The 26,134-nt window shown below is 71.0% G+C and carries 22 protein-coding genes and 1 pseudogene; 14 read left to right on the plus strand and 9 right to left on the minus strand.

Annotated features, from left to right (window positions below; translation table 11 throughout):
- The first annotated feature begins 6 nt into the window (after positions 1-6).
- From ACIHFE_RS28890 to ACIHFE_RS28900, 3 genes are all read left to right on the plus strand, one after another.
- Positions 7-426, plus strand: coding sequence for a winged helix-turn-helix transcriptional regulator (locus tag ACIHFE_RS28890; RefSeq protein ID WP_400111134.1), 420 nt, complete (start codon positions 7-9; stop codon positions 424-426).
- 257 nt (positions 427-683) lie between these two features.
- Positions 684-1,193: a hypothetical protein gene (locus ACIHFE_RS28895; RefSeq protein WP_400111136.1), complete on the plus strand. Its 510-nt coding sequence runs from the start codon at positions 684-686 to the stop codon at positions 1,191-1,193.
- A gap of 113 nt (positions 1,194-1,306) precedes the next feature.
- Positions 1,307-1,663, plus strand: coding sequence for a hypothetical protein (locus tag ACIHFE_RS28900; protein WP_400111137.1), 357 nt, complete (start codon positions 1,307-1,309; stop codon positions 1,661-1,663).
- 636 nt (positions 1,664-2,299) lie between these two features.
- On the opposite strand, the gene ACIHFE_RS28905 is transcribed toward ACIHFE_RS28900, so the two are convergent.
- Entirely contained in the window at positions 2,300-2,740 is a 441-nt protein-coding gene (locus ACIHFE_RS28905; RefSeq protein ID WP_400111138.1) for a VOC family protein, read from the minus strand.
- Between the two features lie 263 nt (positions 2,741-3,003).
- Here ACIHFE_RS28905 and ACIHFE_RS28910 point away from each other — a divergent pair, with 263 nt between their 5' ends.
- Positions 3,004-3,615 carry a restriction endonuclease gene (locus tag ACIHFE_RS28910; protein WP_400111185.1) on the plus strand — a complete coding sequence of 204 codons (612 nt, stop codon included), beginning with the start codon at positions 3,004-3,006 and terminating at the stop codon, positions 3,613-3,615.
- Positions 3,616-3,708: 93 nt separating this feature from the next.
- On the opposite strand, the gene ACIHFE_RS28915 is transcribed toward ACIHFE_RS28910, so the two are convergent.
- The 3 genes from ACIHFE_RS28915 to ACIHFE_RS28925 are packed head-to-tail and all read right to left on the minus strand — an operon-like array spanning position 3,709 to position 6,196.
- Positions 3,709-4,461: an SDR family NAD(P)-dependent oxidoreductase gene (locus tag ACIHFE_RS28915; protein ID WP_400111140.1), complete on the minus strand. Its 753-nt coding sequence runs from the start codon at positions 4,459-4,461 to the stop codon at positions 3,709-3,711.
- Positions 4,458-5,147: an acyl-CoA dehydrogenase family protein gene (locus ACIHFE_RS28920; RefSeq protein ID WP_400111143.1), complete on the minus strand. Its 690-nt coding sequence runs from the start codon at positions 5,145-5,147 to the stop codon at positions 4,458-4,460. Before ACIHFE_RS28920 ends, ACIHFE_RS28915 begins: the two co-directional genes overlap by 4 nt.
- A gap of 2 nt (positions 5,148-5,149) precedes the next feature.
- Complete coding sequence (locus ACIHFE_RS28925; RefSeq protein ID WP_400111144.1) at positions 5,150-6,196, minus strand: acyl-CoA dehydrogenase family protein; 1,047 nt, start codon at positions 6,194-6,196, stop codon at positions 5,150-5,152.
- A 393-nt stretch (positions 6,197-6,589) separates the two neighbouring features.
- Here ACIHFE_RS28925 and ACIHFE_RS28930 point away from each other — a divergent pair, with 393 nt between their 5' ends.
- The 3 genes from ACIHFE_RS28930 to ACIHFE_RS28940 are packed head-to-tail and all read left to right on the plus strand — an operon-like array spanning position 6,590 to position 14,969.
- A complete protein-coding gene (locus ACIHFE_RS28930) occupies positions 6,590-13,450 on the plus strand; it encodes an amino acid adenylation domain-containing protein (protein WP_400111146.1) in 6,861 nt (2,286 codons plus the stop codon).
- Entirely contained in the window at positions 13,447-13,692 is a 246-nt protein-coding gene (locus ACIHFE_RS28935; protein ID WP_400111148.1) for a phosphopantetheine-binding protein, read from the plus strand. The genes ACIHFE_RS28930 and ACIHFE_RS28935 overlap by 4 nt, the downstream gene beginning before the upstream one ends.
- The gene (locus ACIHFE_RS28940) at positions 13,689-14,969 is read left to right on the plus strand and encodes an aspartate aminotransferase family protein (RefSeq protein WP_400111149.1); all 1,281 of its coding nucleotides are present in this window, start codon (positions 13,689-13,691) and stop codon (positions 14,967-14,969) included. The genes ACIHFE_RS28935 and ACIHFE_RS28940 overlap by 4 nt, the downstream gene beginning before the upstream one ends.
- Before the next feature lie 75 nt (positions 14,970-15,044).
- On the opposite strand, the gene ACIHFE_RS28945 is transcribed toward ACIHFE_RS28940, so the two are convergent.
- From ACIHFE_RS28945 to ACIHFE_RS28955, 3 genes and pseudogenes are all read right to left on the minus strand, one after another.
- On the minus strand, positions 15,045-15,551 hold the full coding sequence (locus ACIHFE_RS28945; protein ID WP_400111187.1) for a hypothetical protein: 507 nt from the start codon (positions 15,549-15,551) through the stop codon (positions 15,045-15,047).
- 150 nt (positions 15,552-15,701) lie between these two features.
- Positions 15,702-16,016 (minus strand): annotated as a pseudogene (locus ACIHFE_RS28950) (AAA family ATPase); the annotation flags it as partial.
- 30 nt (positions 16,017-16,046) lie between these two features.
- A complete protein-coding gene (locus tag ACIHFE_RS28955) occupies positions 16,047-16,970 on the minus strand; it encodes an EamA family transporter (protein WP_400111151.1) in 924 nt (307 codons plus the stop codon).
- Positions 16,971-17,074: 104 nt separating this feature from the next.
- Here ACIHFE_RS28955 and ACIHFE_RS28960 point away from each other — a divergent pair, with 104 nt between their 5' ends.
- The 6 genes from ACIHFE_RS28960 (at position 17,075) to ACIHFE_RS28985 (ending at position 23,097) form a co-directional block, all read left to right on the plus strand.
- Complete coding sequence (locus ACIHFE_RS28960) at positions 17,075-17,983, plus strand: LysR family transcriptional regulator (protein WP_400111153.1); 909 nt, start codon at positions 17,075-17,077, stop codon at positions 17,981-17,983.
- 258 nt (positions 17,984-18,241) lie between these two features.
- Complete coding sequence (locus ACIHFE_RS28965) at positions 18,242-19,744, plus strand: PqqD family protein (protein WP_400111154.1); 1,503 nt, start codon at positions 18,242-18,244, stop codon at positions 19,742-19,744.
- Between the two features lie 4 nt (positions 19,745-19,748).
- Complete coding sequence (locus ACIHFE_RS28970) at positions 19,749-21,011, plus strand: acetyl-CoA carboxylase biotin carboxylase subunit family protein (RefSeq protein WP_400111156.1); 1,263 nt, start codon at positions 19,749-19,751, stop codon at positions 21,009-21,011.
- A gap of 7 nt (positions 21,012-21,018) precedes the next feature.
- The gene (locus tag ACIHFE_RS28975; RefSeq protein ID WP_400111158.1) at positions 21,019-21,777 is read left to right on the plus strand and encodes a class II glutamine amidotransferase; all 759 of its coding nucleotides are present in this window, start codon (positions 21,019-21,021) and stop codon (positions 21,775-21,777) included.
- Positions 21,764-22,573 carry a hypothetical protein gene (locus ACIHFE_RS28980; protein ID WP_400111160.1) on the plus strand — a complete coding sequence of 270 codons (810 nt, stop codon included), beginning with the start codon at positions 21,764-21,766 and terminating at the stop codon, positions 22,571-22,573. The genes ACIHFE_RS28975 and ACIHFE_RS28980 overlap by 14 nt, the downstream gene beginning before the upstream one ends.
- Complete coding sequence (locus ACIHFE_RS28985) at positions 22,570-23,097, plus strand: YbaK/EbsC family protein (protein ID WP_400111163.1); 528 nt, start codon at positions 22,570-22,572, stop codon at positions 23,095-23,097. Before ACIHFE_RS28980 ends, ACIHFE_RS28985 begins: the two co-directional genes overlap by 4 nt.
- 79 nt (positions 23,098-23,176) lie before the next feature.
- Here ACIHFE_RS28985 and ACIHFE_RS28990 read toward each other — a convergent pair whose 3' ends face one another.
- Together ACIHFE_RS28990 and ACIHFE_RS28995 are read right to left on the minus strand one after the other, a co-directional pair.
- The gene (locus ACIHFE_RS28990; RefSeq protein WP_400111165.1) at positions 23,177-23,986 is read right to left on the minus strand and encodes a BTAD domain-containing putative transcriptional regulator; all 810 of its coding nucleotides are present in this window, start codon (positions 23,984-23,986) and stop codon (positions 23,177-23,179) included.
- Positions 23,987-24,580: 594 nt separating this feature from the next.
- The gene (locus ACIHFE_RS28995; RefSeq protein ID WP_400111167.1) at positions 24,581-25,003 is read right to left on the minus strand and encodes an ATP-binding protein; all 423 of its coding nucleotides are present in this window, start codon (positions 25,001-25,003) and stop codon (positions 24,581-24,583) included.
- A gap of 239 nt (positions 25,004-25,242) precedes the next feature.
- Here ACIHFE_RS28995 and ACIHFE_RS29000 point away from each other — a divergent pair, with 239 nt between their 5' ends.
- Positions 25,243-26,004 (plus strand): phosphatase PAP2 family protein, encoded by a 762-nt coding sequence (locus ACIHFE_RS29000; protein WP_400111169.1) that lies wholly within the window; start codon positions 25,243-25,245, stop codon positions 26,002-26,004.
- The last annotated feature ends 130 nt before the right edge of the window (positions 26,005-26,134 follow it).

The following is a 26,134-nucleotide window of genomic DNA, read 5'->3' on the forward strand; positions in this document are numbered from 1 at the left end:
AGTTTGATGTCACTCACGCACACCGGAGTAACCACCCCCGCCGAACTCGATCCCTGCGGACGCGCGGACCACCCCGACTGCGGTATACGCGATGTCCTGGACCGCATCGGCGACAAATGGTCGGTCCTCGTGATAGTCGAACTCGCCAACGGGCCACGCCGGTTCCGCGAACTGCAACGCGCCATCGACGGCATCTCCCAGCGCATGCTCACCCTCACCGTGCGCAGACTCGAACGCGACGGCCTGGTACTGCGCACCGTGTACCCGACCGTCCCGGCCCAGGTCGACTACCGCCTGACCGAGACCGGGGCCGGCCTGACCCACCTGGTCAAGGCGCTCGCCGACTGGTCGCTGGCCCACCGTGACGTCATCACCGAAGCGCGAGACGCCTACGACCAGGCCCATCCCGACCATGCCATCCGCTGACGCGAGCGCACCAGCAGAGCTCGCCCAGGGGCCTCGCGGACCGTTTGCGCGCTCGCTGAGCAGCGGTGCTGTGGCTCGCTGTGCACTGTGACACCGGGACCCCGCCGTCACTGTGCAGTACGACACCGGTTGCGGTGAAAGCGGTGCGCTACGTTTTGGCCCAGCGCACCCGGGGGGGCATCTCAAGAGGGTGATGTTTCTGTGTGTGCGATCGAAATTTGGTCGAGAAATCTTCGTCTTCAATGGAGCGTTCTGGAATGAAGTTCGCACGTACGGCAATGACCGCCGCGGCGGCCCTCTGCCTGTCGCTGGGCGTCGCAAGTAGCGCCTATGCGCAGGACGATGATGTCTACTGGGCGATGAGGGGCAGCAACGATTGTCTCGGCCATGATGCCTTGGAGAGGGTGGTTGCCATACAGGCCCCCTGCCACTATGACCACTCACTCAGCCGGCCAGGACAAGCCGGCTGGTACGTCACATGGCATGAGGACAACAGCAACCTGGACTCGCCTGACGGCGCCTGGGCGATGAAGACAATCGGCGACGACGGTAAGTGCCTGACCGCCTTTAAGCAGGGCCAGGTCTACCTTGAGCCCTGCTCCGGCCCTGTCAATTGGTACGAGCAGTGGTATGAGGACTGGAAGGACGGTAACTTCCACCTCAGGAACCGCGCGACCGGCCAGTGCATAACCCGCCCCGATACCCGGACGCAGGACATCACAACAGCGGGATGCGACTGGAATAACCTCGACGAGGCCATGTTTTAATGCGCCGGCCCCGAGCCGGAGGCATCACACCTGGGTGCCTGCCGCCGGGGGCCGTCCCGGACTCCAACATAAAGACCGAGAGCGGCTTTGTGTCGCTGACCCAAGGGGTTTCCTTGCTTCGTTTCAAGCGCATCACTGTGGCCGCCGCGGGCCTGGGCCTGGCCGCTGCCGGCATTCTGACCGGCGCCGGAACGGCCACCGCCGGCGAGAGAGGCCAGCAGGTGAGCGTGTCGACCCGCTGGTCCGACCAGATAAGGATCTGCGGTCGCAACCAGGCCGACGAAGAGGCCTGCACCGGCTGGATCGCCACCCCCAACGACAATACTCCGGTGCCCGGTTGGTGGTGGAAGGGGGAGCTGACCATCCAGGGCCTCCAGGTGGACAACCAGGAATACCGCGTCGGCTACTGCGACGTACCGCCCTCGCAGCCCTCGGACTGGACGCAGTGCAACCTCTACGGCACGCTCTGACGGCTTCGCCCACCGTTGGCGGGACAGCCCGGACCTGCCGGTGCCTGGCAACTGCGGACATCGCTGTCCGGCAGCGGCCAAAGGCGTTGGCATAGCGGCTGGACAGTCCCGCTCGGCTTCAGAAGCTGGTTATGGGCAGCGTGCAGGAGTGTGGCTCTGCCTGCCACCGCGTCGGGCCCGGTGCGCGGCCGCCCCAACGGCCGCGCACCTTGACGTTCCGCAGGATGGGGATGAACTGCGGGCTGTCCCCGGCCTGTTCGGGCATGAGCACAAACGACAGCGGCTGGCAGCGCTGTTCGGCCGCGCGCGGCGCCGCCTGCGGACCCGGCGCCGCTCACCCCGGCCGGAGTCCGGCCCGTCGTCGCCTTGCGAGGCCGTGGTCGCGCCGCCCGGCCTGCAAGCCGGACGCCGCAACCGCGCCGCCCGTTCCAGCCAGGACTGCAACACTGTCGGGCACAAGGGCGGCGTCATTACCAACGATGTGATCCGCCAGTGTCCCGATGCCCAGTGCAACGCGGGCCAGGCGTTCGTCGGCAACGACATCGCCTCTATCTGCTATGTCACAAGTTTGGGTGGCACAGGGCTCTCGGTCGGCAAAAGCGGCGGAGGAGGGTGCACCGGCCCCCTCGCCGGCCTTCAGCTGAGCTGCTCGGCCAGTCCGACGATGATGCCCTCGGGACCACGGACGTAGCAGAGCCGGTAGCTATCCTCGTACTGTGCCAGCTCGCCGACGAGTTCGGCGCCGTGAGGGCGCAGGCGGGCGACGGTGTCCTCGATGTCGTCGACGGCGAACATGACGCGGTGCGTTCCCAGGATGTTGTGCGGCCGGTTGCGCGGCCCGGCGCTCATCGCCGCGGGGCTGTGATACTTCGACAGTTCGAGTCGGCTGTGGCCATCCGGGGTCCGGAGCATCGCGATGTCGCAGCGGACGCCGTTGAGTCCGGTGCACTGGTCGGCGAAGAGGCCCTCGACCTCGGCCCTGCCCTCCAGCTCCATGCCGAGTTCTACGAAGAACGCGATGGCGGCATCCATGTCCTCGACGACGATGCCGACGTTGTCCATCCGCTGAATCGCCATACTGGTTTCCTTAAGAATGTTGGGCGGTCCGGGAGGACCGGGTGCGGAGAATGGCCGCCCGGTCCGGGACACTCCGACTGCTGATTGAGAGCGCGGACAGGCGGTGGTCTTCCCCGCCACCCGTCGGCTGGTCACACTACCCAGCGGGTTCAACGAGGGGAGTCGGCATGGCAAATCGACGACGAAGGCGGCGTTCCGCGGCACAGCGCAGGCGTGAGGCCATAACCAAGGCCGGCTTAGCCGGCGGGGGGCTGTTGCTGATCGTGCTCGTGGTGTTCTGGTCCGTTCTGTGGCCGTACGTCGTAGGCGTGGGCGGTGTGGGCGGCGTAGGCGTACTGGGGTGGCGGCTGTGGCGGACCGACCGGCTGCTGCGGAGCCGGGACCGGAACTGGCGTCGGCAGGAGGCCGTGGCAGCGGGGCACCGGACGCTGGCCGAGGTGGACAGGATGTCCGGTACCGAGTTCGAGGAGCTGGTGGCGGAGCTCTGCCGACGGGACGGCTGCTCGGAGGTCCGCAGGGTGGGCGGAACCGGGGACCAGGGGGCGGATGTTGTCGGGCGGCTTCCGGATGGCCGGACGATGGTCGTCCAGTGCAAGCGCTACGCACCGCGAAGCGCGATCGCCAGCCGTGAGATGCGTGATTTGCTGGGCTCCCAGGTCCATTTCGGGGCCGATGTCGCCGTGTTTGTCACCACCACGCGCTTGAGCGGCCCTTCCCAGGACGTTGTCCGTAAGAACGGAATCATCGCAATACACCGGGATCTGCTGGGGCTTTGGAACAGTGGCACGTCGCTGGAGAGCGTGGCCGGCGTGAACGGCGCGGGCCAGGGTGACCGGAGCCATCGGAAGCGCTGGAAGGAGACGTACGGCGCGTAGGCCCGCGTGCTTCGCCGGTGAGATGCGAGATCGACTGGCCTTTCGCCGGGTCGTTCGGCGACCTGGTGCGATGGCTCGTCGGATGGCGGGGCCTCACACAGTGAGGCCCCCGGTAACCGGCAGCACCTGCCCCGTGATGAAGCCGGACTCCTCGCTCGCCAGGAAGGCGATCGCCTCGGCCACATCCTCGGGCCGGCCCACCCGTCGTAGTGGTGTCCGGGCGGCGGCCACCCGTTGCAGGGAGGCGAGTTGGGCGCCATGGCGGGCGGCGCTGGTCCGGGACATGCCGGTGACGATATATCCGGGGGCGACCGCGTTCACGGTGATGCCTTCCGGCCCGAGTTCCACCGCCAGTGCCCGGGTCAGGCCCTGGACGCCGGCCTTGGCGGCGGCGTAGTTGGCCTGGTGGGTGGTGCCCTGGGCGGCCAGGCTGGAGACATTGACGATACGGCCCCAGCGCTGTTGCCGCAGATATGGCAGTACGGCCTGGGACATCAGGAAGGGGGCGTGCAGGTTGAGCTCCAGCACCAGGTCCCAGTCCATGGCGGTCATCTCGGCGAAGGGGCGGTCGCTGGTGAGGCCGGCGTTGTTGATCAGCACGGTGGGCGGCCCGAGTTGGGCGGTCACCTGGTCGACCGCCGCCCGGATCTGGGCGGGGTCGGTGACATCGGCCGGTACGGCCACTGCGGGGCAGCCGCTTTCGGTGATCTCTTGAGCGGTGCGTTCGCCCGCTTCCCGGTCCTTGTCGACGACCGCGACGGCCAGGCCGTCCCAGGACAGCCGGACGGCCGTCGCGGCACCTATGCCATTGCCCGCCCCGGTGATAATGGCGACCCGCTGGATCATGATGACGCCTCTTTCGACTCTCGCCACAGCATGGACGGGCTGCCCAGGCGCACCGCCTCCACCGCCGCCAGTTCGCGGTGCCGGTGCACCGGTGCGTGCCGGGTGAGAGCAAAGGCGCCGTGGACGTGCACCGCCCAGGCGGTTGCCTCCAGGGCCTGCTCGGCCGCGTAGGCGAGGGCCCGGGCCGCGGCCGGTCCGGCGGGTTCGTTCCGGTCGTCCAGCCAGGCCGCGCGGTGGACCAGCAGACATAGCGCCTCCTGGTGGGCGTACTGGGCGGCCAATGGGAAGGCGATGGCCTGGCGTTGGGCGAGTGCGGTGCCGAACTGGTGGCGCTGGGCGGCCCGTTGGACGGCGAGGCGGTGCGCGCCGGTGGCCAGGCCCAGGAGGTACGCGGCCTGGCGGATGCGCTCGCGGGTCTTCACCCGGCCGGCCGGGACGGTCGCCCGGTCCCGTTCCGCGGCCCGGTGTCGGTAGTCGTCGCGTGCGGCATACCGCCCCAGTTCCTCGGCCACGATGACGCCCATGCCCAGGCCCAGCCCCAGTCCGTCCTGTGCCACGGGGCATTCCAGGGCGTAGAGGTCGAGGTCCTTGAGGCGGGAGCCGACGTCATCGGGATCGGCCCCGGCCAGGGCGGCGCGCAGGGCCATGGCCAGATCGCGCTGGTGCCGGTCGAGTTGGAGATCCATGGTCAGTCCACCAGGTCCGGCAGGTGTTCGGCCAGGGTCTGGAGCATCATCTCCGAGGTGCCGCCGGACAGCCGGAGCCCGGGCGCCTCCCGCCAGGCCCGGTCGATCTCGGCGGGGGCCTCGGGGCCGTACCGGGTGAGGGCCCATAGGGCGAGCTCGGCGGCGAGTTCACCGCCGTACCACTTCGCCGTGCTGGTGTGCACCGCGTCCAGTGTCGCCGAGGCCCGCCAGGACAGCAGCCGGGCCGCCTCCACCCTGGCCGCATACCGGGCGGACTCCACGGCCGAGCAGGGGTCCTCGGGAGCGGAGCGCCCCAGGGCGTACCAGCGCTCGGCGCGCAGCGCGAAGTCGAAACCCATCCGTTCCAGCGGCAGCGCCTCCGCCAGCACCGACCAGCCGTTGCCCAGGCCGCCGACCACATCGGCCCCGGTCACCGCGACCCGGTCGAGGGTCACCACATGGAACGGTTCATCGGGCACGCTGTCCAGTTCGGTGATGTGCACCCCGGGGGCGTGCATATCGACCAGGAAGAGGGTGAGGCCGCCATAGCGGTCATGCTCCGTGGTACGTGCCGCGCACAAACCCACATCGGTGAGCGGGGACTTGAGGCCGAACACCTTGGTTCCGCTGATCTCGAACCCTCCGGCCACAGCGGTCGCGGAGGTGGTCAGCCCGGCCAGGTCGGAGCCGGCGTCCGCCTCGGTGTACAGGACTCCGGCGAATGACTCGCCCCGGGCGATGCCGGGAAGCAGCCGCGTCTTCTGTTCCTCGGTGCCGATACGGAGCAGCAGCCGGCCGACGGTCAGCACACTGTTGATGAACAGGGTGTCGGGCACCCCCGCGCGGACAAGTTCCTCACTGACGATGGAGGTGTACGAGGAGGGCGCGTCCCGGCCGCCGTACGCCGTCGGCCAGTCCGCGCCGAGAAGCCCTGCCGTGCCCAACTTCCGGTACAGCAGGGGTTCATCGGACCGGTCGGGGCAATCGGAGAGCACCGTCCGGACCCGATCCCGGAATTCCAGCTCTGCTTCCGTATGGGCGAAGTCCACACAACCCCCCGGTGCCGGCTCGGCGCTGCGGCAGCGTACCAACGCTCCTGGAGCATGTCACTCATCAGTCACAGGGTGGAGCACATGTACGAGTGGGCGGTAGAGTCCCTCCTCGAACTGCTGAGCCGGGGCAGCATGGCGGGGGGCAGGGGGTCGGTAGTGCGCGCGCCCGAGTTCGTCCATGACAGTGATCGCCGCACACGGTTTTTCGAGCGAATCAGCGCCGCGGGCAGGGAAGTTGACGATCACGGCAAGGTCGAGGGGCCCGAGTCGCCCACCCGGTTTCCCCGGGCCACGGCCGTCGGCGAACCGCCTCCGCCCAGCCGTATACGCCTCGCCGAACCTTTGGACAGTGCGCCAGGAGCTCACCGACTGGCGGCTGTCCTGGCGGCGTTGAGCATATACGTCGGACAACGACAGCTGAAAGTCGGGGTGTTGGGGCGGGGCTCGGCCGAGGGTGCGGTGGAGTGCGAGATCGCCTCGGGGGAGGGACTGGGTGCGCTGGCGGCGCGGATCGCCGCGACGCCGACGCGCCCTACCCGCCGGACCCCGCCCATCACGGTGCGCCTCCGCCGGCCCTCGGACGTCCTCCTGGAACCGCACCCCTGGCAGGGCGCCGAGCTGCTGCTCGATCTGGAGGAGGTGCCCGGCCGGCTGGTCGCGGAGTTCGACCCCGACCGCCATGAGACCGGCACCGTGCGCGGTCTGTTGCGGCAGGCGGCCGTGCTGCTGCGCCAGGGCGTCTCGGACCCCGGGCGCCCGCTGTGGTCCTGGCCGTACGCCGAACCCGGGCCGGCGGGGGAGCGGGGCGGGGATGCGCCAACCGGGAGCACCACCCTCACCGCTCTCTTCGACGAGGTGGTACGCCGCCACCCGGACCGGCGGGCGGTCGCCGCCACGTCCGGGGAACTGACCTACCGCCAGTTGGCGAGGGAGACCAGCCACTTGGCCGGTCGGCTGATCGCGGCGGGCGTTGGGCCGGAGGACCGGGTCGGGATCATGCTCTCCCGGGGCGACCCCGGCTGGGTGACGGCAGCCCTGGGTGTCCTGCGCACCGGAGCCGCCTGGGTTCCCCTCGATCCGGACACTCCCGCCCTGCGCGCCGCCCGGCTGTTCCGGCAGGCATCGGTGGCGGCGGTGGTCACCGACGGGCGGTTCGCCGAGGACGGGCCCTGGCATCTGCTCCGCCTCGGCGGGGACGACGGCGCGGGTCACGGCGGGGACGACGGCCGGGCCACCGGGCACCCCGTACCGGACGCCGCCCACCCGCGCGGGGCCGCCTATGCCATCTTCACTTCCGGCAGTACCGGGGAGCCGCGCCCCGTCGTGGTCGAGCACGCCCAGGTGGTGCACTTCGTCCATTCCCTCCAGGACCTCTTCCAACTCACGCCAGAGGACCGGGTGTTGCAGTATGCCTCGCCCGGATTCGACGTCTGGGTGCAGGAGGTCTTCACCGCCCTGCTGACCGGGGCATCCCTGTGGTGCGCGGGCGACGCGGAACGCTGGTCGGTCCAGGCGCTGTCCGAGACCCTGCGGCGGGAACGGATCACGGTCGCCGAACTGCCGCCGGTGCTGATGGACACCATGGAACCGGGGGAGTTCCCCGAGCTGAGGATCGCCTCGGTCGGCGGCGAGCCCTTTCCCGGCTCCCTGGTCACCCGCTGGTCCCCGGGCCGCCGGGTGATCAATGGCTATGGGCCCACCGAGGCCACCATTGGCGTCATCTACCGGGACTGCGCCGGGCGGATGCGGGTCCCCCCGCCGATCGGGCGGCCCGTCGGCCACCACCGGGCGCATGTGCTGGACGAGCGGCTGCGCCCGGTGCCGCCCGGCGCGGTGGGGGAGCTCTACCTCGGCGGGCCGGGCGTCGCCCGGGGCTACCACGGGGACCCGGCACGCACCGCCGCCCGCTTTGTCGCCGACCCCTTCCGCCCCGGCCAACGGCTCTACCGCACCGGCGACCTGGTCCGCTATGACCAGGCCGGCGACCTGGTGTTCATCGGGCGCGCCGACCGGCAGGTCAAGGTGCGTGGGCAGCGGGTGGAACTGGGCGAGATCGAGGCCGCGTTGCTGGAACACCCCGAGGTACGCAGCGCCGTGGCGGACGTCGTCGAGGCCGGGGGCGGCGAGCGGCGGACGGTTGTCTATGCCGTGGCCCGGCCGGGCAGTTCCCCGGATACCGGGGCGCTGAGCGATCACCTCGCCGAGCGCCTGCCCGGCTATATGCTCCCCGGGCGCCTGCTGCTGGTGGACGCCATCCCGGTCACCGCCAATGGCAAGGCCGACCTGGCGGCGCTGGCCCGTCGGGCCGGTCCCGCATCCATGGACCCGGGCCCGGCCTCCGCCGATCCAACCGTCCGGCGGCTCCAACGGCGTTGTGTCGCCAAGGTCATGCCCGAGCTGAACCCGGCCGCCGACATCAACCTGTTACGCGCCGGGGGCACCAGCCTTCAGCTGATCCGGCTGATCGCCCTGGTTCGCCGGGAGTTCGGCGTGGAGGTGCCGGTGCTGGACTTTCTGTCCCGGCCGACCCTGGCCCACCTGGCCGCCCTGGTGGACCAAGCCGCCTCGGCGGACCGGTCGGCCCGGCACCCCGAGCCGCTGCCCCGCGCCCCACACGACCGGGACCTGCCGCTCGCCCCGGGACAGCAGGCCCTGTGGCTGATGGACTCCCTGCTGCCCGAGCGCTCGGCCTACCACGTACTGGAGGCGCACCGGCTGCGCGGACCGCTGGACGCCGGCGCCCTGCGCCGGGCCCTGGACCAACTGGTCTGCCGCCATGAGTCATTGCGCACCGCGATCCGGGTACGCGACGGGGTGCCGCACCAGGTGATCCGCCCCCACACCACGGTCGACTGGGACGAGGCCGACCTGACGCGGCACCCGGGAGAGGAAGCACTGCGCGAGGTGCTGGCCGCACGGTACGCCGCGCCGTTCGACCTGGCCGCCGGGCGGCTGCTGCGGGCCACCCTGGTGCGGCTCGGTGCCGAGGAGCATGTGCTGTGTCTGGTGATGCACCATCTGATCTCCGACGGCCGGTCGACGGAGGTGCTTTTCGAGGAACTGGGACAGTTGTATGCCCGGTCCGACGCGAGGCTTCCCGAACTTCCTGTCCGGTACGTGGACTTCGCCTGGTGGCAGAGCAGGCTGAGCCATGAGGAGCAGCTGGCCGAGTGGCGGGAACGGCTGGCCGGGGCGCCCGCCGAGGCCGAACTGCCCTACGACCGGCCGAGACCGGCGGTGCTCAGCCACCGGGGGGCCGTGGAGCGGTTCACCCTCGGCAAGGATGTCGCCGACGCCGCCCGCCAGGCCGGCCGGGAGGCCGGGACCACGTTGTTCACCACCCTGCTGGCCGCCCTGACCGCCCTGCTGGCCCGGTATGCGCGCAGCAAGGACATCGTGGTCGGCACCCCGCTGGCCAACCGCACCCGCGAAGAACTCGACCGGCTGGTCGGCTATGTGACAAGCATGACCGCCCTACGGGTGGACTGCGCCGGGGACCCCGCCTTCCGGGAACTGCTGGCGGCGACGAGTGCCGCGGTGAATGGCGCCTTCGCCGGTCAGGGCGCCCCCTTCGAGCGGCTGGTGGACCGGCTGGCCCCGGACCGGGACCTCAGCCGCAATCCGGTCTTCCAGGTCACCTTCCAGCTGTACCGGGCTCCGGAGGACTGGCTGCGGCTGCCGGGCATCGCGTCGGAACCGGTGGAATTCGACAGCGGTACCTGCCAGTTCGACCTCTCCTTTGTGGTGAAAGAGCGGGCCGACGGGCGGCTGGACGGCTCGATCGTCTACAGCACGGATCTGTTCGAGGCCGCCACCGTGCGGCGTCTTGTGGAGAGTTACCGGACCTTGCTCGCCGATGCCGTGTCCCGGCCCGGCCGGCGCCTGTCCCGGCTGGCTCTGCCCGAGGGAAGTGTCCCCACCGGGCTCCAGGGACCGTCGCTGGATTCGGCGGACAACCTGGTCTCGCTGATCTCCCGTCAGGTCGGGAGTGCCCCCGATGCGGTCGCGCTCTCGGCGGAGGGCGGCGGTCGGCTGACCTATGCCCAACTGGACGCTGCCGCCAATCGGTTGGCGCACCGGCTGATCGCCTCAGGCGCGGGGCCGGAGCGCGTGGTGGGCGTCTGTCTGGAGCGCGGCCCCGACCTGGTGACCGCCCAGCTGGCCGTCCTGAAGACGGGTGCCGCCTGCCTGCCGCTGGATCCCGCGCACCCGGCCGCCCGTAACCGGCTGCTGCTGTCCGACAGCGGCGCCCACATGGTGGTCACCAGCCGTGCCGGCACGGGGGAGTCCGCCTGTGCCGTGGCAGTCGACGAGCCCTTGGAGACCTGGCCGGCCCAGGCGCCCCGGGCCGTGATCCACCCCGATCAGCTCGCCTGGGTGATGTACACCTCCGGGTCCACCGGGCGGCCCAAGGGGGTCGCGGTCACACACCGGGCCGTTGTCCGGCTGGTGCGTGGCCTGGCCCATCTGGGCCTCGGGCCCGGGGACACCTTTCTGGCCCTGGCGCCGGCGGTGTTCGACGCCAGCACCTTTGAGGTATGGACCGCCCTGGCGCATGGCGCCCGGGTCGCGCTGTATCCGCCAGGGCCGGTCGGGCCCCGGGAACTCGGCACGGTGCTGGAGCGCGAGCGGGTCACCGTCCTCTGGCTGACCTCCCAACTGACCAACCTGGTCACCGACACCGCCCCGGAGGCACTGGCCCCGCTGCGGCTGCTGGTCACCGGCGGCGAGGCGCTCTCCGCGCCGCACCTGCGCCGGCTGCGCGCGGCACTGCCGGGGCTGGCCGTGGTCAACGGCTATGGACCCACCGAGGCCACCACCTTCGCCACCACCGAGATGGTCGGCACCCTGGACGGGGCGCGATCGGTGCCCATCGGGCGCCCCATCGGCGGCACTCTGGCCCGGGTGCTGGACCGGTGGCTGCGGCCCGTACCGCCGGGTGCGGTGGGGGAGTTGTACCTGGGTGGTTGTGGCGTGGCCCGGGGCTATATGGGCAACCCCGAGAGCACGGCGGAACGCTTTGTGGCCGACCCCTTCGGCGAACCCGGCACCCGCCTCTACCGCACCGGCGACCTGGTCCGGCTCCGGCCGGACGGGCGGCTGGAGTTCGAGGGCCGGGCCGACGACCAGCTGAAGCTGCGCGGCTTCCGCATCGAACCGGGCGAGGTCGCCGCGGTGCTCGGCGCCCATCCCGGCGTCCGCGATGCCTTTGTGACGTCCTCCGGGGAGGGCCTGGCGGCACGGCTGTTGGCCTATGCCGTCACCGACGGCACCGGGGAGGCGGAGCTGCGCCGGTACCTGGCGGAGCGCCTGCCGTCCCATCTGGTGCCGGGTGCCGTCGTACCGCTGGACGCCCTGCCGCTGACCGCCAATGGCAAGGTGGACCGGGCCGCCCTGCCCCGGCCCCGGGACGAGACGTCCGAGCGGACCGTGCCTGCCACCCGCTGGGAGCGGGCCGTGGCGGAGGTCTGGCGCGAGGTCCTGGAGGCCGAGAACGTCGCCGCCCGGGACAACTTCTTCCATATCGGCGGTAATTCACTGACCGCCGCCCGGGTCGCCGCCCGCCTCACCGACCGGCTGGGCCTGCCGGTAGCTCTGCCGCTGTTGTTCACTTACCCGGTGCTGGCGGATCTGGCCGGTGAACTGGCCGCCCTGGATCCGGTGGTTCCGGCGGTTCAGCCGGGTTCGGGGCCCGGGCCGGTGTCAGTTCCGTCCGGATCTGGGGCCGCGTCGCTGCCCGTGGATGGTTCGCCTGGTTTGGGAGTGGGGCCGGTGGGACCGGAGGTTCGGCAGGGCGCGGGCTCCGGGTCGGGGTCGGTCTCGTCCGAGCCCGGGTCCGCGGCGCTACCGAGAGGAGCCCCGCCCGGCCCAGGGTCGGTGCCACGGCCGGTGGCGGCCTCGCCCGGCTCGGGGGCCGGACCGTTGTCGGGGGCAGCCGCGCCCGTCCCAGGGGCCGCACCGCTGTCCGCGGCCCAGCGCCGCCTGTGGTTCCTGGCCGAGCTGCTGCCCGGCCATGCCACCTACAACGTGGCCCTGGCCCTGCGGCTGCGCGGGGCGCTGGACCCGGAGCGGCTGCGGCGGGCGCTCACCGCGATCGTGGCCCGCCATGAGGTGCTGCGGTCCCGGGTGGTGCGGGGCGAGGACGGCATGCCCCGTCAACTCGCCGAGCCGGCCGGACTGTTCGGCATGGTGCAGGAGGAGGCCGGCTCGGCCGGAGCGGCGCTGCGCCGGGCCGAGGAGGAGGCCGCGCGGCCCTTCGACCTGGCCCGCGCACCGCTGATCCGGGCCCGGCTGATCCGGGTGCGGCCCGAGGACCACCTGCTGGCCCTGACCGTGCACCACGCGGCCTTCGACGGCTGGTCGACCGGGATCCTGCTGCGCGAACTCCAGGAGCTCTACCGCGACGGCCCCTCGGCGCTTGCGCCGCTGCCCGCCCAGTACCGGGACTTCGCACAGGAGGAAGAACAGCGGCGGCCCGACCCGGGCGACCTGGCCTACTGGCGCGGGCGGCTGGCCGGACTGCGGTCGCTCACCCTGCCCGGCGCCCGGCCCCGTCCGGCCCGGCCCTCCGGGGCCGGCGGACTGCACCGCTTCCGGCTGCTCGGCCCCCAGGACACCGGCCGGCTGACCGCCCTGTGCACCGAGCGGGACGCCACCGTGTTCATGGCGCTGCTCGCCGGGTTCAACGCCACCCTCGCCCGGCACAGCGAGCACGGCGACATCGCGGTGGGCACCCCGGTGTCCGGCCGCGACGAGCCCCGGCTGGAACCGCTGATCGGGTTCTTCGTCAACACCCTGGTGCTGCGCACCGACTGTTCCGGCGACCCCGCCTTCACCGAGCTCCTCGCCCGGACCAGGGACACCGCCCTGAGCGCCTACCGGCACCAGGACCTGCCCTTCGACGAACTGGTCAGCGCGCTCAACCCGCGCCGGGCACCCGGCCGGTCCCCGCTGATCCAGGTGATGTTCTCCCTCCAGGATGCGCGGGGTAACGGCCCGCGACTGCCCGGTCTGACCACCGAGGTGCTGGAAGTCTTCAATGGCACCGCCAAGTTCGACCTGGACCTGGTGCTCACCCGGCGTGCGGACGGGATCCACGCCACGGCCGAGTACGACCTCGATGTCTTCGGCCCACCGGTGGCTGAACGCCTCTGCGCCGAGTACGCGGAGCTGCTGAGGGCGGCTCTGCGCGCACCGCACACCCCCCTGTCCCGGCTGAGCCGGACACCCACGAAGGGAATCGCTCCATGACCTTTGGAACCGATACCGAGAAGGCCGTGGCCGACGCATGGGCCGTGGTGCTGAAGAAGGACGGCTTCGGCCCGGACGAGGACTTCTTCGCCATCGGCGGCAACTCCATGCTGGCCACCGTGGTCACCTACCGGCTGCGCGAGCGGTTCGGCGCCGAGCTGCCGCTGATGCTGATATTCGAGCACCCGACCGTCACCGAACTGGCCGTGGCCATCGACCAGTTCGCCGCCGGTGACGAATGATCAGCCCCGCCGACTACCCGTTGTGGAACAGCCCGGCCATGAACGCCTACCTCAAAGCCGCCTCCCCGGAGACCATGCTGGCCGAGGGGCGGGGCGTCCGGGTGCGCGACAACGGCGGCCGCTGGTTCCTGGACGCCCGCTCGGGACTGTGGAACGTCACCCTCGGCTATGACCACCCGGGCGTCAAGGACGCGGTGAAACGGCAGTTGGACACCCTGCCCTATGCCAACCTGATCGGCTACGGCCGGCCGAGCGCACTGTCCATGACCGCGGCCGAAGCCCTGCTGCCGCATCTGCCCGGCCATCTGAACAAGATCCGCTACTGCGGGAACGGTTCGCAGGCCGTGGAGACGGCCGTGCTGCTCTCCCGCTTTCTGCACCGGGCGGAGGGAGCCGCCGAGCGGGAGGCGGTCTTCGGGATGTGGCGCGGCTTCCACGGTCTGGGGGCGGGAGCGGGCGCGCTCACCGGCATCCCCCAGGTCCACCACCAGGCCGGGCCCCTGCTGCCGGGCGTGGCACACGCCCCCGGCCCCTTTGAGTCGCACGGCGACGCCGGTACCGACGACCTGCGGCTGGCGATGACCGACTATGGGCCGGAACGGATCAGCGCCGTGGTGGTGGAGCCGGTGGTCGGCGAGGGCGTGCATGTGCTCACCGGGGAATACCTGGGTGCCCTGGCCGAGTTCTGCCGCTCCTCCGGCATCCACCTGATCATCGACGAGGTCACCACCGGCATGGGCCGCACCGGGGCCTTCACCCGCTCCGGGCAACTGGGCGTACGGCCCGACATCCTCACCCTCGGCAAGGGGCTCACCTCGGGCTACGCACCCCTGTCGGCCGTGGTCCTGTCCGATGAGATCTATGAGCGGCTGTACCAACTGCCTTACGAGCGGCAGCTGTTCGTGGGGTCCACCCATGACGGGCATCCGCTGGGGCTGGCCGCCTCGCTGGCCGTGGTGGAGGCCCTTACCACGGAGGGAGTGCTGGAGAACGTCCGCAGGCGCGGCGCCGGCCTGGAGCGCCGGCTCAACGATGTGGTGAAACGGCACCGTTCGGTGACCGCGGTACGCGGCACCGGGCTGATGTATGCCATCGAGGTGGACCAGCCCGACCTGCTCCGGCTGGCCATGGAGGCGCGCGGGGTGCTGGTGTCCACGCTCGCCCGATGGCCCGCCATCGTGATCATTCCGCCGCTGGTGATCTCCGCGGACGAGGTGGAGGAGATCGCGGTTGTCCTGGACCAGGCGCTCGGCGAGCTCCCCGGACTCGCCCCATGAGCTCCATGAGCTCCATGAGCTCCATGAGCCCCGTGAGCCCCATGAGCCCTATGAACTCCAGGAGCCCGGCCGGGATCAGGTGCGGCCCTCCCGCTCCTGGACCTGCTCCAGCACCGGCTGCGGCTCCATCCACGTGGCGTGCAACACCCGGAAGCCGGCCGCCTCATAGGCCGAGCAGACCTGCTGGTCATCGTCGACCACGGCGGTGACCGTCCGCTCCCGGGCCAGGGCGCGCAGCAGTTCCGGTTTGACCGTGCGGGCCGGTCTGCGGTCGCCTTCAGGGCGCATCAGCAGCCGGCCCGCGGGCAGTCCGTGCCGGGTGAGCCAGTCCACCGTGTCCGCACGGCAGCGCTCCGGACGGCCGGTGAGATAGGCGAGTTCGCAGTGGCGGGCACAGGCCAGGGCCAGCCCGACGCCCTCGGCCAGCGGCGGATCGGCGGGGGCGGCGGCGAAGAAGGCGTCCCAGTCCCGGGGGCGGCCGCGCACCAGATGGAGCCGGTGCCGCAGATCGGCCAGCGTTCCGTCCAGGTCGAAGAGGGCCAGCGGCGGTGGGCCGGCGGGCCGCGGCTCCCGCAGGTCCATGGTCTCCCCGGCCGGGCGCACCAGGAAGCCGCCATGGCCATCGAGCCGTACCTCGTACACCGCGTCAAAGCCGTCGGCCGGTGCCGGGCGGCGCAGCCGCTTGAGGGTGGCCTGCAGGCCGGTCTCCGGCACCCGCTCCGGGCCCCGGCGCGCGGCATTGCGCAGCAGCGAGCCCAGGACGTCCGGCGGGAACCAGTAGGCCAGGACCGGGACCCCGTGCGAGCGGGCGGCCTCGATCAGCGGCTCCCACTCCTCGGGCGAGGGGTTGGTGTTGTCGACCACCACCGGGACGTCCTCCGCCAGCGCCTCGTCGACCAGCCGCATCTGCCGGCGCTGCCGGTGCTTGGCGCGGCGGAACAGGTCCTTGCTGACCAGGGCGTGGGTGCCGGCGAAGGTACGGGCGTAGAAGGTGGACTTGCCCGAGGCCTGCAGCCCGACCAGGACCACGAGTTCTGTCTGTGGCATGGGTCCATTGTGCTTCCGGCGGACCCGGGGTCAGGGCGTGTGCTCCTCCTGGCGGGCGGCTCCGGCCCCGGCGAGCGCCGGAACCAGGGGCCGGGTGGATCGCGCCGGACGCCGCAGGGTGCCGATGGCGATGCCGGCCAGGACCAGCAGGGCGGCGCCGAAGGTCAGGGCGCTCATCCGCTCGCCCTGCCACACCCAGGCCGCCGCCAGGCCGAAGACCGGGACCAGCAGCGAGAACGGGGCCACCGTCGGGGCGTCATAGGTGCGCAGCAGATAGCCCCAGGCGGCGAAGCCGAACAGGGTGGCGCCCCAGGCCACATACAGCGCCGCCCCCAGGCCGGACAGCGACAGATGCCGCAGGGCCGATACATCATGGTGCCAGCCCTCGAAGGGAATCGAGATCAGGGCCAGCGGCACGGGCGGGACCACGCTCACCCAGACCATGAAGCGGAAGGTGTCGGGGGGAGCGGCCTTGCGCATGGCGATATTGGACAGACCCCAGCAGGCGCCCGCGCCGATCACCAGCAGCAGCCCGGCGACGGTCGCCGTGTCCGACTCCACACCGGCCAGCACGATGCCCGCCGACGCGATGACCATGCCCACCAGCTGGGCCCGGCGCGGCCGTTCCCGCAGCAGCAGCACCGCGAACAGCATGGTGAAAACGGCCTGCCCCTGGAGCACCAGGGAGGCCAGCCCGGGCGGCATTCCCACATGCATACCGATGAACAGCATGCCGAACTTCATGATGCCCAGGGCGATTCCGACGGCCAGTACCCAGCGCCAGGCCACCCTGGGCGGTCCGACAAAGAAGACCGCGGGCAGCGCCGCCAGCAGAAAGCGCAGTGCGGAAAAGAGCAGCGGCGGAAAGTCACTGAGGCCGACGTCGATGACGACGAAATTCACACCCCATACCGCGGCGACCAATACGGCGAGGGCGATGTGAACGGGCTTCATGTAAAAGTCTCCTGAGCGCGTGCCACTGCCAAGGGGCCATCACAGCAGCAGAGGTGGCCGGAGGCCAGCGCCGATTTGTGAAGGTGGGGCTTTAGCATCGCTTCATGATCGATCTCAGCCGACTGCGTTCTCTGCGTGCCGTGGCCACCCATGGCTCCATCACGGGTGCGGCCGCCTCCCTGGGCTACACCCCCTCGGCCGTCTCCCAGCAGATAGCCAAGCTGGAGCGCGAGGTGGGGGCACAACTGCTGGACCGGCAGGCCGGGCGGGTGGAACTCACCTCCGCCGCCTGGCTGTTGGCCGAGGCGGCCGAGGAGGTGCTGGCGGTGCTGGAGCGGACCCGCTCCCGGCTGGAGGAACAGCGCGAGCAGCCGACCGGCCGGCTGGTGCTGGCCGCCTTCCCGACCGCCTGCCGGGGCTTTGTCGCCACCGCGCTGGCCGGACTCGCCGACCGCCACCCGGCCCTGGACTGCCGCCTGCTGGAGACCGACCCCAACCGGGCGATGAGCCAGGTGGTACGGGGCGAGGCCGACATGGCGATCGTGCACGACTGGCACAACACCCCGCTGACCGTGCCCGGTTCGCTGCTCAAGGCGGATCTCGGCGAGGACATCGCCGATGTGCTGCTGCCCCAGGGTCATCCACTGGCCGGCCGGAACCGGCTGTCCCCGGCCGACCTGCGAGGACAGCGGTGGATCAGCCAGGGGCCGGGAGCCATGTGTCATGAGTGGCTGATGCGGTCGTTCGCGGAGTTCACCGGGCAGGACGGCGAACCGGACATCGCCTACCAAGTCGAGGAATACGAGTCCCAAGTCGCCCTGCTGGCCGCCGGGCTGGGGGTGGCCATGCTGCCGCGCCTGGGCCGGGGCGCGCTCCCGCCCTCCGTCCGGGTGCTGCCGATGCGGCCCGCCCCCACCCGCCGGGTCTCGGCCGTCTGGCGCTCCCAGGCCGACCGGAGGCCCGCCGTCCGCGCCGCGCTCGGCGCCCTGCGGCAGTGCTGGCCCGGTCAGTGAGACAGGCCATTGACAGCGGCAATAACCATGGCCAAGAGTAAGTGTTGATCACCGGGTACGTTTAACGATCGGGGGAATTCAGGCGGGGGATATCCCGGCTTCGGCCGGAGGGAATCGGGTGCCCGGTTCCTCATTCGATGCGAGTGCCTCCAGCCCGCCGACCCCCTTCTTGATTTCACCCTCCACCTGGTCTGCCCACCGTTTTCCAGTCCATGAGGTGTTTCTTCAGCCATGGTTTTAACCGCGCAGAATTCTGCCGTGTCCGCGCAACGACCGGACCACGCCGCCGCCCTGCGGGAGATCAGGACGGTGCTCTCCACCGAGAACTACCTGGGCGCCGTCCGCTGCGCCATGCGGTTGTACGACGCCCTGCCGGACAAGGACCAGCTGGACCGCAATGTGGTCCTGGTCGCCTACGGCGGCGGCAAGGACAGCTCGTACACCCTGGCGTTCGTCCGCACCATGCAACTGGTCCTGTCCCAGATCCACGGCGCCACCTTCCGTATGCGGGTGGCCACCAACCGGCACGCCGGCATGCCGCGGGCCGTGATGGACAACATCGACCGTGCCTATGGGGCGCTGCGCCTGTACGACGACCCCGACTGTGAACTGCTGCTCATCGACGGTCAGTTGGTGCGCTCGTTCGCGGCGGGGGAGCCGCACGCCCGCGAGGTGGTGGAGCGCAACCGGGTCGACATCCTGATGACCGGTCACCGCACCGCCGCGGACGCCCGTCCCACCTTCTGCAACGCCTGCAACCTCAGCATGGTCAACTCCTTTGGCCTGGCCGCCGGTTACCAGGGCGGCGTGGACCTGATCATCACCGGTGACTCCCAGCGGGAACAGCGGGACTACTATCTGTGGGTCACCCGGCTGGCCCGCAGGTTCGGCCTGCAGCCGCCGCGCGATATGCGTGCCGGGTTCCAGGGCTTCCTCGCCGCGCTCAACAACATCTCCCAGGCGTACTTCGCCGATATCCACGGCGCCGACGCCGCCGAGGTCATCGCCGAGCACGCCATCACCACCGAGGTCCGTACCGGGCTGCAGTTCTTCTCCATCTACGACGACACGGCCTATGCCTCGGGCGACCACTGGGAGCTGCTGACGGAGCACCTGGGCTTTGTCTTCGACGACATCGCCTTCAGCTTCACCGAGTCCGACTGCGGCAACCCGGCGCTGATGGCCCACCTGCGGGCGCTGAAGACCGAGCGCCGGCACGGTCTGAGCTATGCCGAAGGACTGGACGAGTACGCCGAGTTCGCCATCTCCCTGATGCACCAGAAGGAGTTCCCGCCCCAGCTGGTGGAGATGATGCGCGAGCGGTACACCGGCCGGGCCGAGGAGATGCGGGCGGCCATGGACGCCTATGCGCTGGAGGCATATGGCGTCACCGAGGAACAGCTGGTCGCCATGGTCCACGCGCCGTTCACCGAGAAGGGCGCCGCCCTGGACGCCTATCTGGCCGCCGAGCAGCCGGACCTGGTGGGCAGCGTCCCGCTGATCCGCAGTCTGCTGGAAGGCCCGGCGGCCGAGGAAGACCCGGGCGCCGCCGAGCTGATGGCCCGTCTGGAGAAGCTGAGCGGGCTGACCCTGGCCCAGCTGCGGGTGCTGTACGGCAGTTCGCTGCGGCTGCCGACCGTCACCCCGGAGGGCGGCCAGCTGATCGACGCCATCCTGGAGGGCGACCCGCACAAGAAGGTCATCCGGACCCGGCACACCCCCGGCGGCCCGCTGGTGCCCGAGCTGCTCTCCGGCCGGTGAGGGAATGACTTCCCCAGGCCACTTCGTACAAGTGGGCGCCACCCGCGACGGGTTGGACCCCTACCTTGACAGCGCCCGCCGCCGGGAGATGCCGGCGGTGCTGGTGGAGACCCCCGCCTATCTGCGCTGGCGCCGGGCGCTGGGGCGGCGGCCTTTCGACATCGAGCTGGGGGTCGATCAGCCCCAGGATCCGGAAGCGGTGCGCGCCGCGCTGGACGCGGCCGGGGTGACTCCGGCCCTGGTGCTGACCGGCTTCGAGCGCTATGTCCAGGCCGGGTTCGCCCTCGCCCGGATGCTGCGGGTGGCGCCCTGGCCCGCCGTGGGCGAGGATTTCCGGCCCCTGGACAAGCGGCAACAGCGGGACGCCCTGCTAAGGGCCTCGGCCCCGGTGGGCCAGCCACGGTTCGCCGTCCTCGGGACCGGCGGGGAACCGGAGGGTGCGGAGCTCGGCTATCCGCAGGTGGTCAAGCCGGTGGACGGCGGTGGCGGGCTGGGCGTGCTGCTGGTGGACGGGGCGGAACAGCGGCATCGGGCGCTGGAGCGCATCCGGTCCACCGCCAACTACGGCGGGGGCGCCTTCGCGGGCGTGGTGGCCGAGGAGTTCGTCAAGGGCCCCGAGGTCTCCCTCCAGGGCATTGCGCACGCCGGACGCCCGGTGCTGCTGAGCGTCTGCGAGAAGCTGACCACCCTGGAGGAGGTGCCCGGCGAGCCGGGTCTGGCGGGCTTCCGCGAGGTGGGCCATGTCGCCCGCCACGGCGGCACCGCCGAGCCCGGGCTGGAGACACTCGCCGCGGCCTGCCTGAACGCGGTCGGCTACCGCGAGGGCCCTTTCCATATCGACGTCATCCAGGGCCCGCAAGGCCCGGTCTTCGTGGAGATGGGATTCCGTCTTTCCGGCGGCGGACTGGTGGACCTGGTGGCCCGGGCCACCGGCGCCGACTGGGCCGAACTGGCCTTCCGCGCCCACCTGGACAACGAGGCGCCGGCGCCCCCGCCGGCGGGCGCCCCCGCAGGGCAGGTCGTGGCCGTCTCGGAGGAGGAGCTCACCGCCGGTGCGGCCCTCGGCCCGGCCGGCGCCATGGTCGAGGTGGTAAGGACCGTTCCCCCGCCGCCCCTTGACCTCATTGCCCCCGAGGACCGGGCGGCGCTGGCCTCCGACCGGCTGCGGCACACCGGTGCCGCCGGCCGGGTCATCGTCACCGGCGGCCGCGCCGAGCACGTCCGCGCGGCTCTTCAGTCCGTCGTCGCCCACCGATTGCGAGGTTGACCCTTCCATGTGCCGACTCATCGTGGCCACGGGTGAGTTCCGTGCCCGCGACATCCTGGCGGCGGCCGAGGCGATGAGCTGCGGCCGCACGGCCGACCACGACGGTCCCACCGATGTGCACCCCAACGGCTGGGGAGCGGTGTGGCGGGAGCCGGACGCCCCGTACGGGCTGGGCACGCACCGTGACATCCGTCCGCTCACCGACAGCTTCCGCCAGTCACCGGTGCCGGAGCTCAGCACCGGCTTCCTGGCCGTACACGCCCGGCACGCCACCCTGGCCAAGAACCATGGAATGGCCTTCACCCACCCGCTGGAGCGCGGCGGGGAGGTCCCCTGGTGGTTTATGCACAATGGCTTCCTGCCGACCGTGCACCAGCTGCTGGGCATGGACGCCTCGGAGTTCGACTCCCGCGAGTACTTCGACTACATCGTCCCGGACGGCACCCGCGTCCTGGACGAGAAGGAGACGCTGGAGCGGCTCAACCGCATTCCGCGCGGCGGCAGTTCGGGCAACGCCATCGCGGTGAACCCCACCGACGCCTATGTCATCCACTGGACCTCCCCGGACACCCTCTCGCCGCGCTACTTCGGCATGTTCCGGCTGCGGACCGACCGGTGCACGGTCATCGCCTCGGAGGTCATCCCCGACCTGGCGCCGGCCGAGCACTGGGAGCCGCTGAAACCGGACAACGTCATCCGCCTGCCCCTCGACCCCCACCACCCGTCCTCCGTCACCCAAGGAGCACCGATCCATGCCGAGCGCTGACAACTGGGACCGTGTCGTCATCGATGTCGCGCGGCAACGCCCCGACGCGGGGCTGCTGCGCCGGCTGGCCGACGGAGAGACGGCCGTGGTGGTGCTGCGCAACCTGCTGCCCGCCCGGGAGTTCGCCGACAACCTGGACCGCATCGGCAAGCTCTTCGCCAATGCCTCCACCACCAGCTACGCCAATGGCGCCCTGACCACCATCGGCCCCTACCTGGCCAAGTACCTGGACGACCTGGACGGTTACTTCACGGCGGCCGCGGAGGCCAAGGCCATGCTGGAGGGCGTCTCCTACGACCTGGCCGGACAGGTGCGCGCCGCCCTGGGCGAGACCTTCGGCCTGGCCGCGGTGGAGCCGGCCCGGGAGCCGGACGGACGTGAGTACGCCGCCTCGGTGGTCCGCATCCACGCCGACGGCGTACGCAACCCGCTGCACAACGACAACATCATGCGGGACGCCAAGGACACCGGTATCGTCCTCAGCGGCCTGGCCCACCAGCTGAGTTGTGTGGTCTGCCTGCAGGAGTGCGACGGCGGCGGCGAGCTGCGCATCCACCCCAAGCCCTGGGAACCGTCGGACGAGGTGCACAAGATCCCCGACGGGCTGGGCTATGACGAGGCCGTGGTGGCGGGCTACCCCGGCCATGAGTTCAAGCCCCAGGCCGGAGACGTCTACCTGATCAACCCGACCCGTTACCACTCCATCGAGCGGGTCTCCGGCTCCAACCGGATCACCATGGGCTTTTTCATGGGCTTCGCTGATCAGCGCCTGGACTCGGCGGTGGTGTGGGGATGACGGAACAGGCTTCCCCCGTACCGGCTTCCCCCGTCCAGGAGCCGGTCACCGAGCGCCTGCTGGCCCTGCTGCGGGACGGCGGGGCCCGGCACCGGCTGATCGAGCACCGGCCGGAGGGGCGCACCGAGGTGGTCAGCGCCCTGCGCGGCAATCAACTGGCCCACGCGGCCAAGTGCATTGTGGTGCGGGTCAAGGTGACCAAGAAGTCCTCGCACTATGTGCTGGCCGTGGTGCCGGGCGACCGGCGGCTGGACCTCGGCCGCCTGAAGGACCTCTACCAGGCGAAGCACGCCTCTTTCGTCGAGGCCGAGACGGCGGAGCGGCTGACCGGCAGCGTCAGCGGGTCCATTGTGCCGTTCTCCTTCGAGCCGGCCCTGGAACTGGTCGTGGATCCCGGCCTGTTGGAGCCTTCGGAGATCTACTTCAACGCCGGTGAGCTCCATCTGTCGCTGGAACTGGACACCGGGGACTACCGGCGGCTGGCGCGGCCCAGGCTGGCGGAGATCGCCGAGCCGGCCGGCTGAATGGGCCGGCCGGGCCCGGGAGCCGCCCCCGTGCTCCCGGGCCCGGCCGCATGACCGTCAGCGGTAGGCCGATTGACTGTCAGATCACCGCGCCCGGCCGCGCCGTCCGCGCCACCGACACCCCCCGCAATATCGAGCCGAACAGATCCTGCAACTCGGGGCAGGGGTCCACCCCGTACTCATCGGCCAGCAGCCGGCGGGTGTGGTGATAGACCTTCAGGGCCTCGGCCTGCCGCCCGGCGCGGTAGAGCGCCTTCATACGCAGCCAGCTGAGGCGTTCACGGGTGGGGAACTTCATGCTGAGGGTGGCCAGGTCGGCGGCTATCACCGAATAGTCGCGTTCCTGGGCCAGTTCGGCCTCCCAGCGGCTCTCCAGGGCCAGCAGCCGGAGCTCCTCGAGCCGGGCCGCGCTGCGCGCCCCCAGTTCGTCGTCGCACAGCTCGGGGTAGGGCGCGCCGTGCCACAGGGTCAGCGCGGATTCCAGGGTGCGGCTGGCCGCCTTGTACTGGCCTTCCAGCAGCAGCCGGCGGCCGTCCCTCAGCAGGTGCTCGAACCGGCAGGCGTCGATGAGTGCGGGGTCGATGGCGAGGACATATCCGGAGGGTTCGCGGCGCAGTACCCGGTTGCGGCAGCGGGGCGGGCTGTTGGGTTCCAGGACGCGCCGGAGGTTGGAGACATAGCTGTGCAGGGTGGCCATCGCGGCGCCGGGAGGATTGCGCGGCCATACGGCCTCCAGCAGCCGCTCGGGCGGCACGGTTTCACCGGGGGCCAGCAACAGGGCGGCCAGGACGGTCCGTTGCCGGGCCGGACCGAGGTCCACCGGGCGTTGTTGCGCCAGGACCGTCAACGGTCCGAGAACACTGACATGGAGCCCGGTGGTTAAGGACATCGCACTTCCCTCCGGTCACGACTGTGACGGTTGCCGATGCGCGGCAGGATGTATCACCCATTATGGGGCGACCCGCCCGCTTCCGTACAGGACGATCAAAGCGTAGGTTCGTTGCATATCCAAGACCCCGTGTGCCCTTGGCGATGATCTTTGGCCGGCTGCCGACCGGCAGGTCCGGACCTACAAGGGGGTGGGCGACGGGGAGGAGATGCGGGCTCGTTACCCAGTCACAGTTGCCGGTGTGCGGTCTGCGCTAAACGTGACCGAAGGCATATGTCTCTTGGGTGTGTTGGGCCGGTATCGGAGCCACATCCCTCGCGGCCCTGCTCTCCGGCACCGGGTGCCCCAGGGGCATCAGGACCACAAGTCGGTTTACGCCCATGTCAGTTCGGAAGGGCGTGGATGTCACCCAGGGGTACCGCGGGATTACTCAACGATCGGTTTTTGTGACATCCGGCCGCCTCGGCCGGCGGAAATCCACAAGTGGCATCCAAGACGCCTCCAAGCCGGCTCCAAGACCGCTGGAAGCGGAGGGCGGTGTACCGGCCGGCCCCGGACCGCGGTCCGGGACCGGCGCGGACTCCCGGGCCGGTCTCAGCTGACGCCGGGCACGCCCCGGACCGGCAACTGGCCGCCGGCGGGCAGGCCCTTGACCGGCAGACCGCCCACCGGCTGGTCCAGCGCCGCCGACTTGGCCGTTTCGCCCAGGATTTCGCGGGCCGAACCCACGGTGTCGCCGATCGCCCGCCGGGCCGCCGAGCCGGTCTTGCGCACCGCCGTGCCGCCGGTGCGTCCCGCCGCGGGCACGGCCCGCCGCAGTGCGTTGCCCCCCGTCTCTCCCGCGATATTGGTGGACCGCTGGGCGGCCCCGTCCACCGTCTCGCCCAGGTTGCCCGGGTCGACCGCGGCCAGCGTCGCCAGTTCCGACAGCTTCGGCAGTACCGCCGCCTGGGCCGCGTTCGCCCCCAGGCCAACGGCGGCCGCGGCCATGGTGACCGCGGTAAGGACTCGTCGCATCAAGGCTCCTCAGCCAGTCGCAGAGATGGCTCCTCCGCGAGGAGAACGAGTGGCACCGGGCCCGGACACGTCCTCGGGCACGGTATGCGACCGTCGCGTCACACTGCGTACAGTCGATCACCCTTGGTGGGGGCCGCACTTGGGGGGTCCACGCCGCGCACATGTAGTTTTGCAGTTGGTCATCACCCCCGCGGGCAGCCGCTCAGGCGCCGCCATGCCGATACGAAGGACCCCCGCCCATGCCCTATGTGCGCCACTGGTTGCGCAATTCCGTTCTGCTGTTCGCGGTTGCGCTGGTGCTCGGGTTGCTCGCCGCGCACACCAGTCTGATCCAGCCGCACGATCTGAGCCTGGACCGTACGATCCAGACCAATCTGCGCACCGGCTGGCTGAATGAGGTGATGAAGGGCGTCAGCTATCTGGCCTCGCCGACGGCCGGTGTGATCGTCCTGGTGGTGTGGACCGGCTGGCTGCTGTTCCTGCGCCGCCGCCCGACCCAGGCGGTGGCCACCTTCCTGGTGGTGGCCATCGGCTGGAACAGCACCCAGGTCGCCAAGGCCATCGTCGCCCGGCACCGGCCGCCCACCAAGTTCTCGCTGGACCCGCAGATCGGCTCCAACAGCTTCCCCAGCGGCCACACCGCCTTCACCGTGGCCGCCGCGGTCGCCGCGTACTTCCTGTTCCGCGAGTCCCGCCACCGCCGCACCGTGGCCGTCTGCGGTGTGCTGGCCGTGCTGCTGGTGGCCTTCTCCCGGCTCTACATCGGCGCCCACTACCCCACGGACACCCTGGGCGCGGTGCTGGTGGCCGGGTCGGCGATCCTGTTCGTCACCGGCGTCTGGCACGCCTGGGTGCTGCCCAACCTGGACCGGCTGCCGCTGCTGGACCGCTTCGGCCTGGCCGAGGAGCGGGCCGAGGCCCAGGCCGCCCAGGGCGGCCATGGCACCGCAGTGCCCGGGCCGGGGCGCGGCGGACGCCACCGCCGGCGCGTGGGCCGCTGAGCGGACATGCCGGAAAGAGCCGGGTGCGGCGGAACGGACGCTGTTGGTTAAATCCGGGCCCTGACGCTTCGCCCCGTCGTTATGCGACGGGGCGAAGTGCTGCCAGGGGGCTGGTGCGGGTGCGGGCTCG

Source organism: Streptomyces sp. NPDC052396 (assembly GCF_044593195.1).
Classification (GTDB): Bacteria; Actinomycetota; Actinomycetes; order Streptomycetales; family Streptomycetaceae; genus Streptomyces.

What these genes read in the sequence shown, in the direction of transcription:
- ACIHFE_RS28985 (WP_400111163.1), top strand. Translation starts at nt 22,570, where the DNA reads ATGACGGAACAGGCTTCCCCCGTACCGGCTTCCCCCGTCCAGGAGCCG.
- ACIHFE_RS28905 (WP_400111138.1), bottom strand. Translation starts at nt 2,740, where the DNA reads ATGGCGATTCAGCGGATGGACAACGTCGGCATCGTCGTCGAGGACATG.
- ACIHFE_RS28975 (WP_400111158.1), top strand. Translation starts at nt 21,019, where the DNA reads ATGTGCCGACTCATCGTGGCCACGGGTGAGTTCCGTGCCCGCGACATC.
- ACIHFE_RS28970 (WP_400111156.1), top strand. Translation starts at nt 19,749, where the DNA reads ATGACTTCCCCAGGCCACTTCGTACAAGTGGGCGCCACCCGCGACGGG.
- ACIHFE_RS28895 (WP_400111136.1), top strand. Translation starts at nt 684, where the DNA reads ATGAAGTTCGCACGTACGGCAATGACCGCCGCGGCGGCCCTCTGCCTG.
- ACIHFE_RS28960 (WP_400111153.1), top strand. Translation starts at nt 17,075, where the DNA reads ATGATCGATCTCAGCCGACTGCGTTCTCTGCGTGCCGTGGCCACCCAT.
- ACIHFE_RS28920 (WP_400111143.1), bottom strand. Translation starts at nt 5,147, where the DNA reads ATGGATCTCCAACTCGACCGGCACCAGCGCGATCTGGCCATGGCCCTG.
- ACIHFE_RS28990 (WP_400111165.1), bottom strand. Translation starts at nt 23,986, where the DNA reads ATGTCCTTAACCACCGGGCTCCATGTCAGTGTTCTCGGACCGTTGACG.
- ACIHFE_RS28940 (WP_400111149.1), top strand. Translation starts at nt 13,689, where the DNA reads ATGATCAGCCCCGCCGACTACCCGTTGTGGAACAGCCCGGCCATGAAC.
- ACIHFE_RS28890 (WP_400111134.1), top strand. Translation starts at nt 7, where the DNA reads ATGTCACTCACGCACACCGGAGTAACCACCCCCGCCGAACTCGATCCC.
- ACIHFE_RS28980 (WP_400111160.1), top strand. Translation starts at nt 21,764, where the DNA reads ATGCCGAGCGCTGACAACTGGGACCGTGTCGTCATCGATGTCGCGCGG.
- ACIHFE_RS28945 (WP_400111187.1), bottom strand. Translation starts at nt 15,551, where the DNA reads ATGGACCTGCGGGAGCCGCGGCCCGCCGGCCCACCGCCGCTGGCCCTC.
- ACIHFE_RS29000 (WP_400111169.1), top strand. Translation starts at nt 25,243, where the DNA reads ATGCCCTATGTGCGCCACTGGTTGCGCAATTCCGTTCTGCTGTTCGCG.
- ACIHFE_RS28995 (WP_400111167.1), bottom strand. Translation starts at nt 25,003, where the DNA reads ATGCGACGAGTCCTTACCGCGGTCACCATGGCCGCGGCCGCCGTTGGC.
- ACIHFE_RS28935 (WP_400111148.1), top strand. Translation starts at nt 13,447, where the DNA reads ATGACCTTTGGAACCGATACCGAGAAGGCCGTGGCCGACGCATGGGCC.
- ACIHFE_RS28955 (WP_400111151.1), bottom strand. Translation starts at nt 16,970, where the DNA reads ATGAAGCCCGTTCACATCGCCCTCGCCGTATTGGTCGCCGCGGTATGG.
- ACIHFE_RS28915 (WP_400111140.1), bottom strand. Translation starts at nt 4,461, where the DNA reads ATGATCCAGCGGGTCGCCATTATCACCGGGGCGGGCAATGGCATAGGT.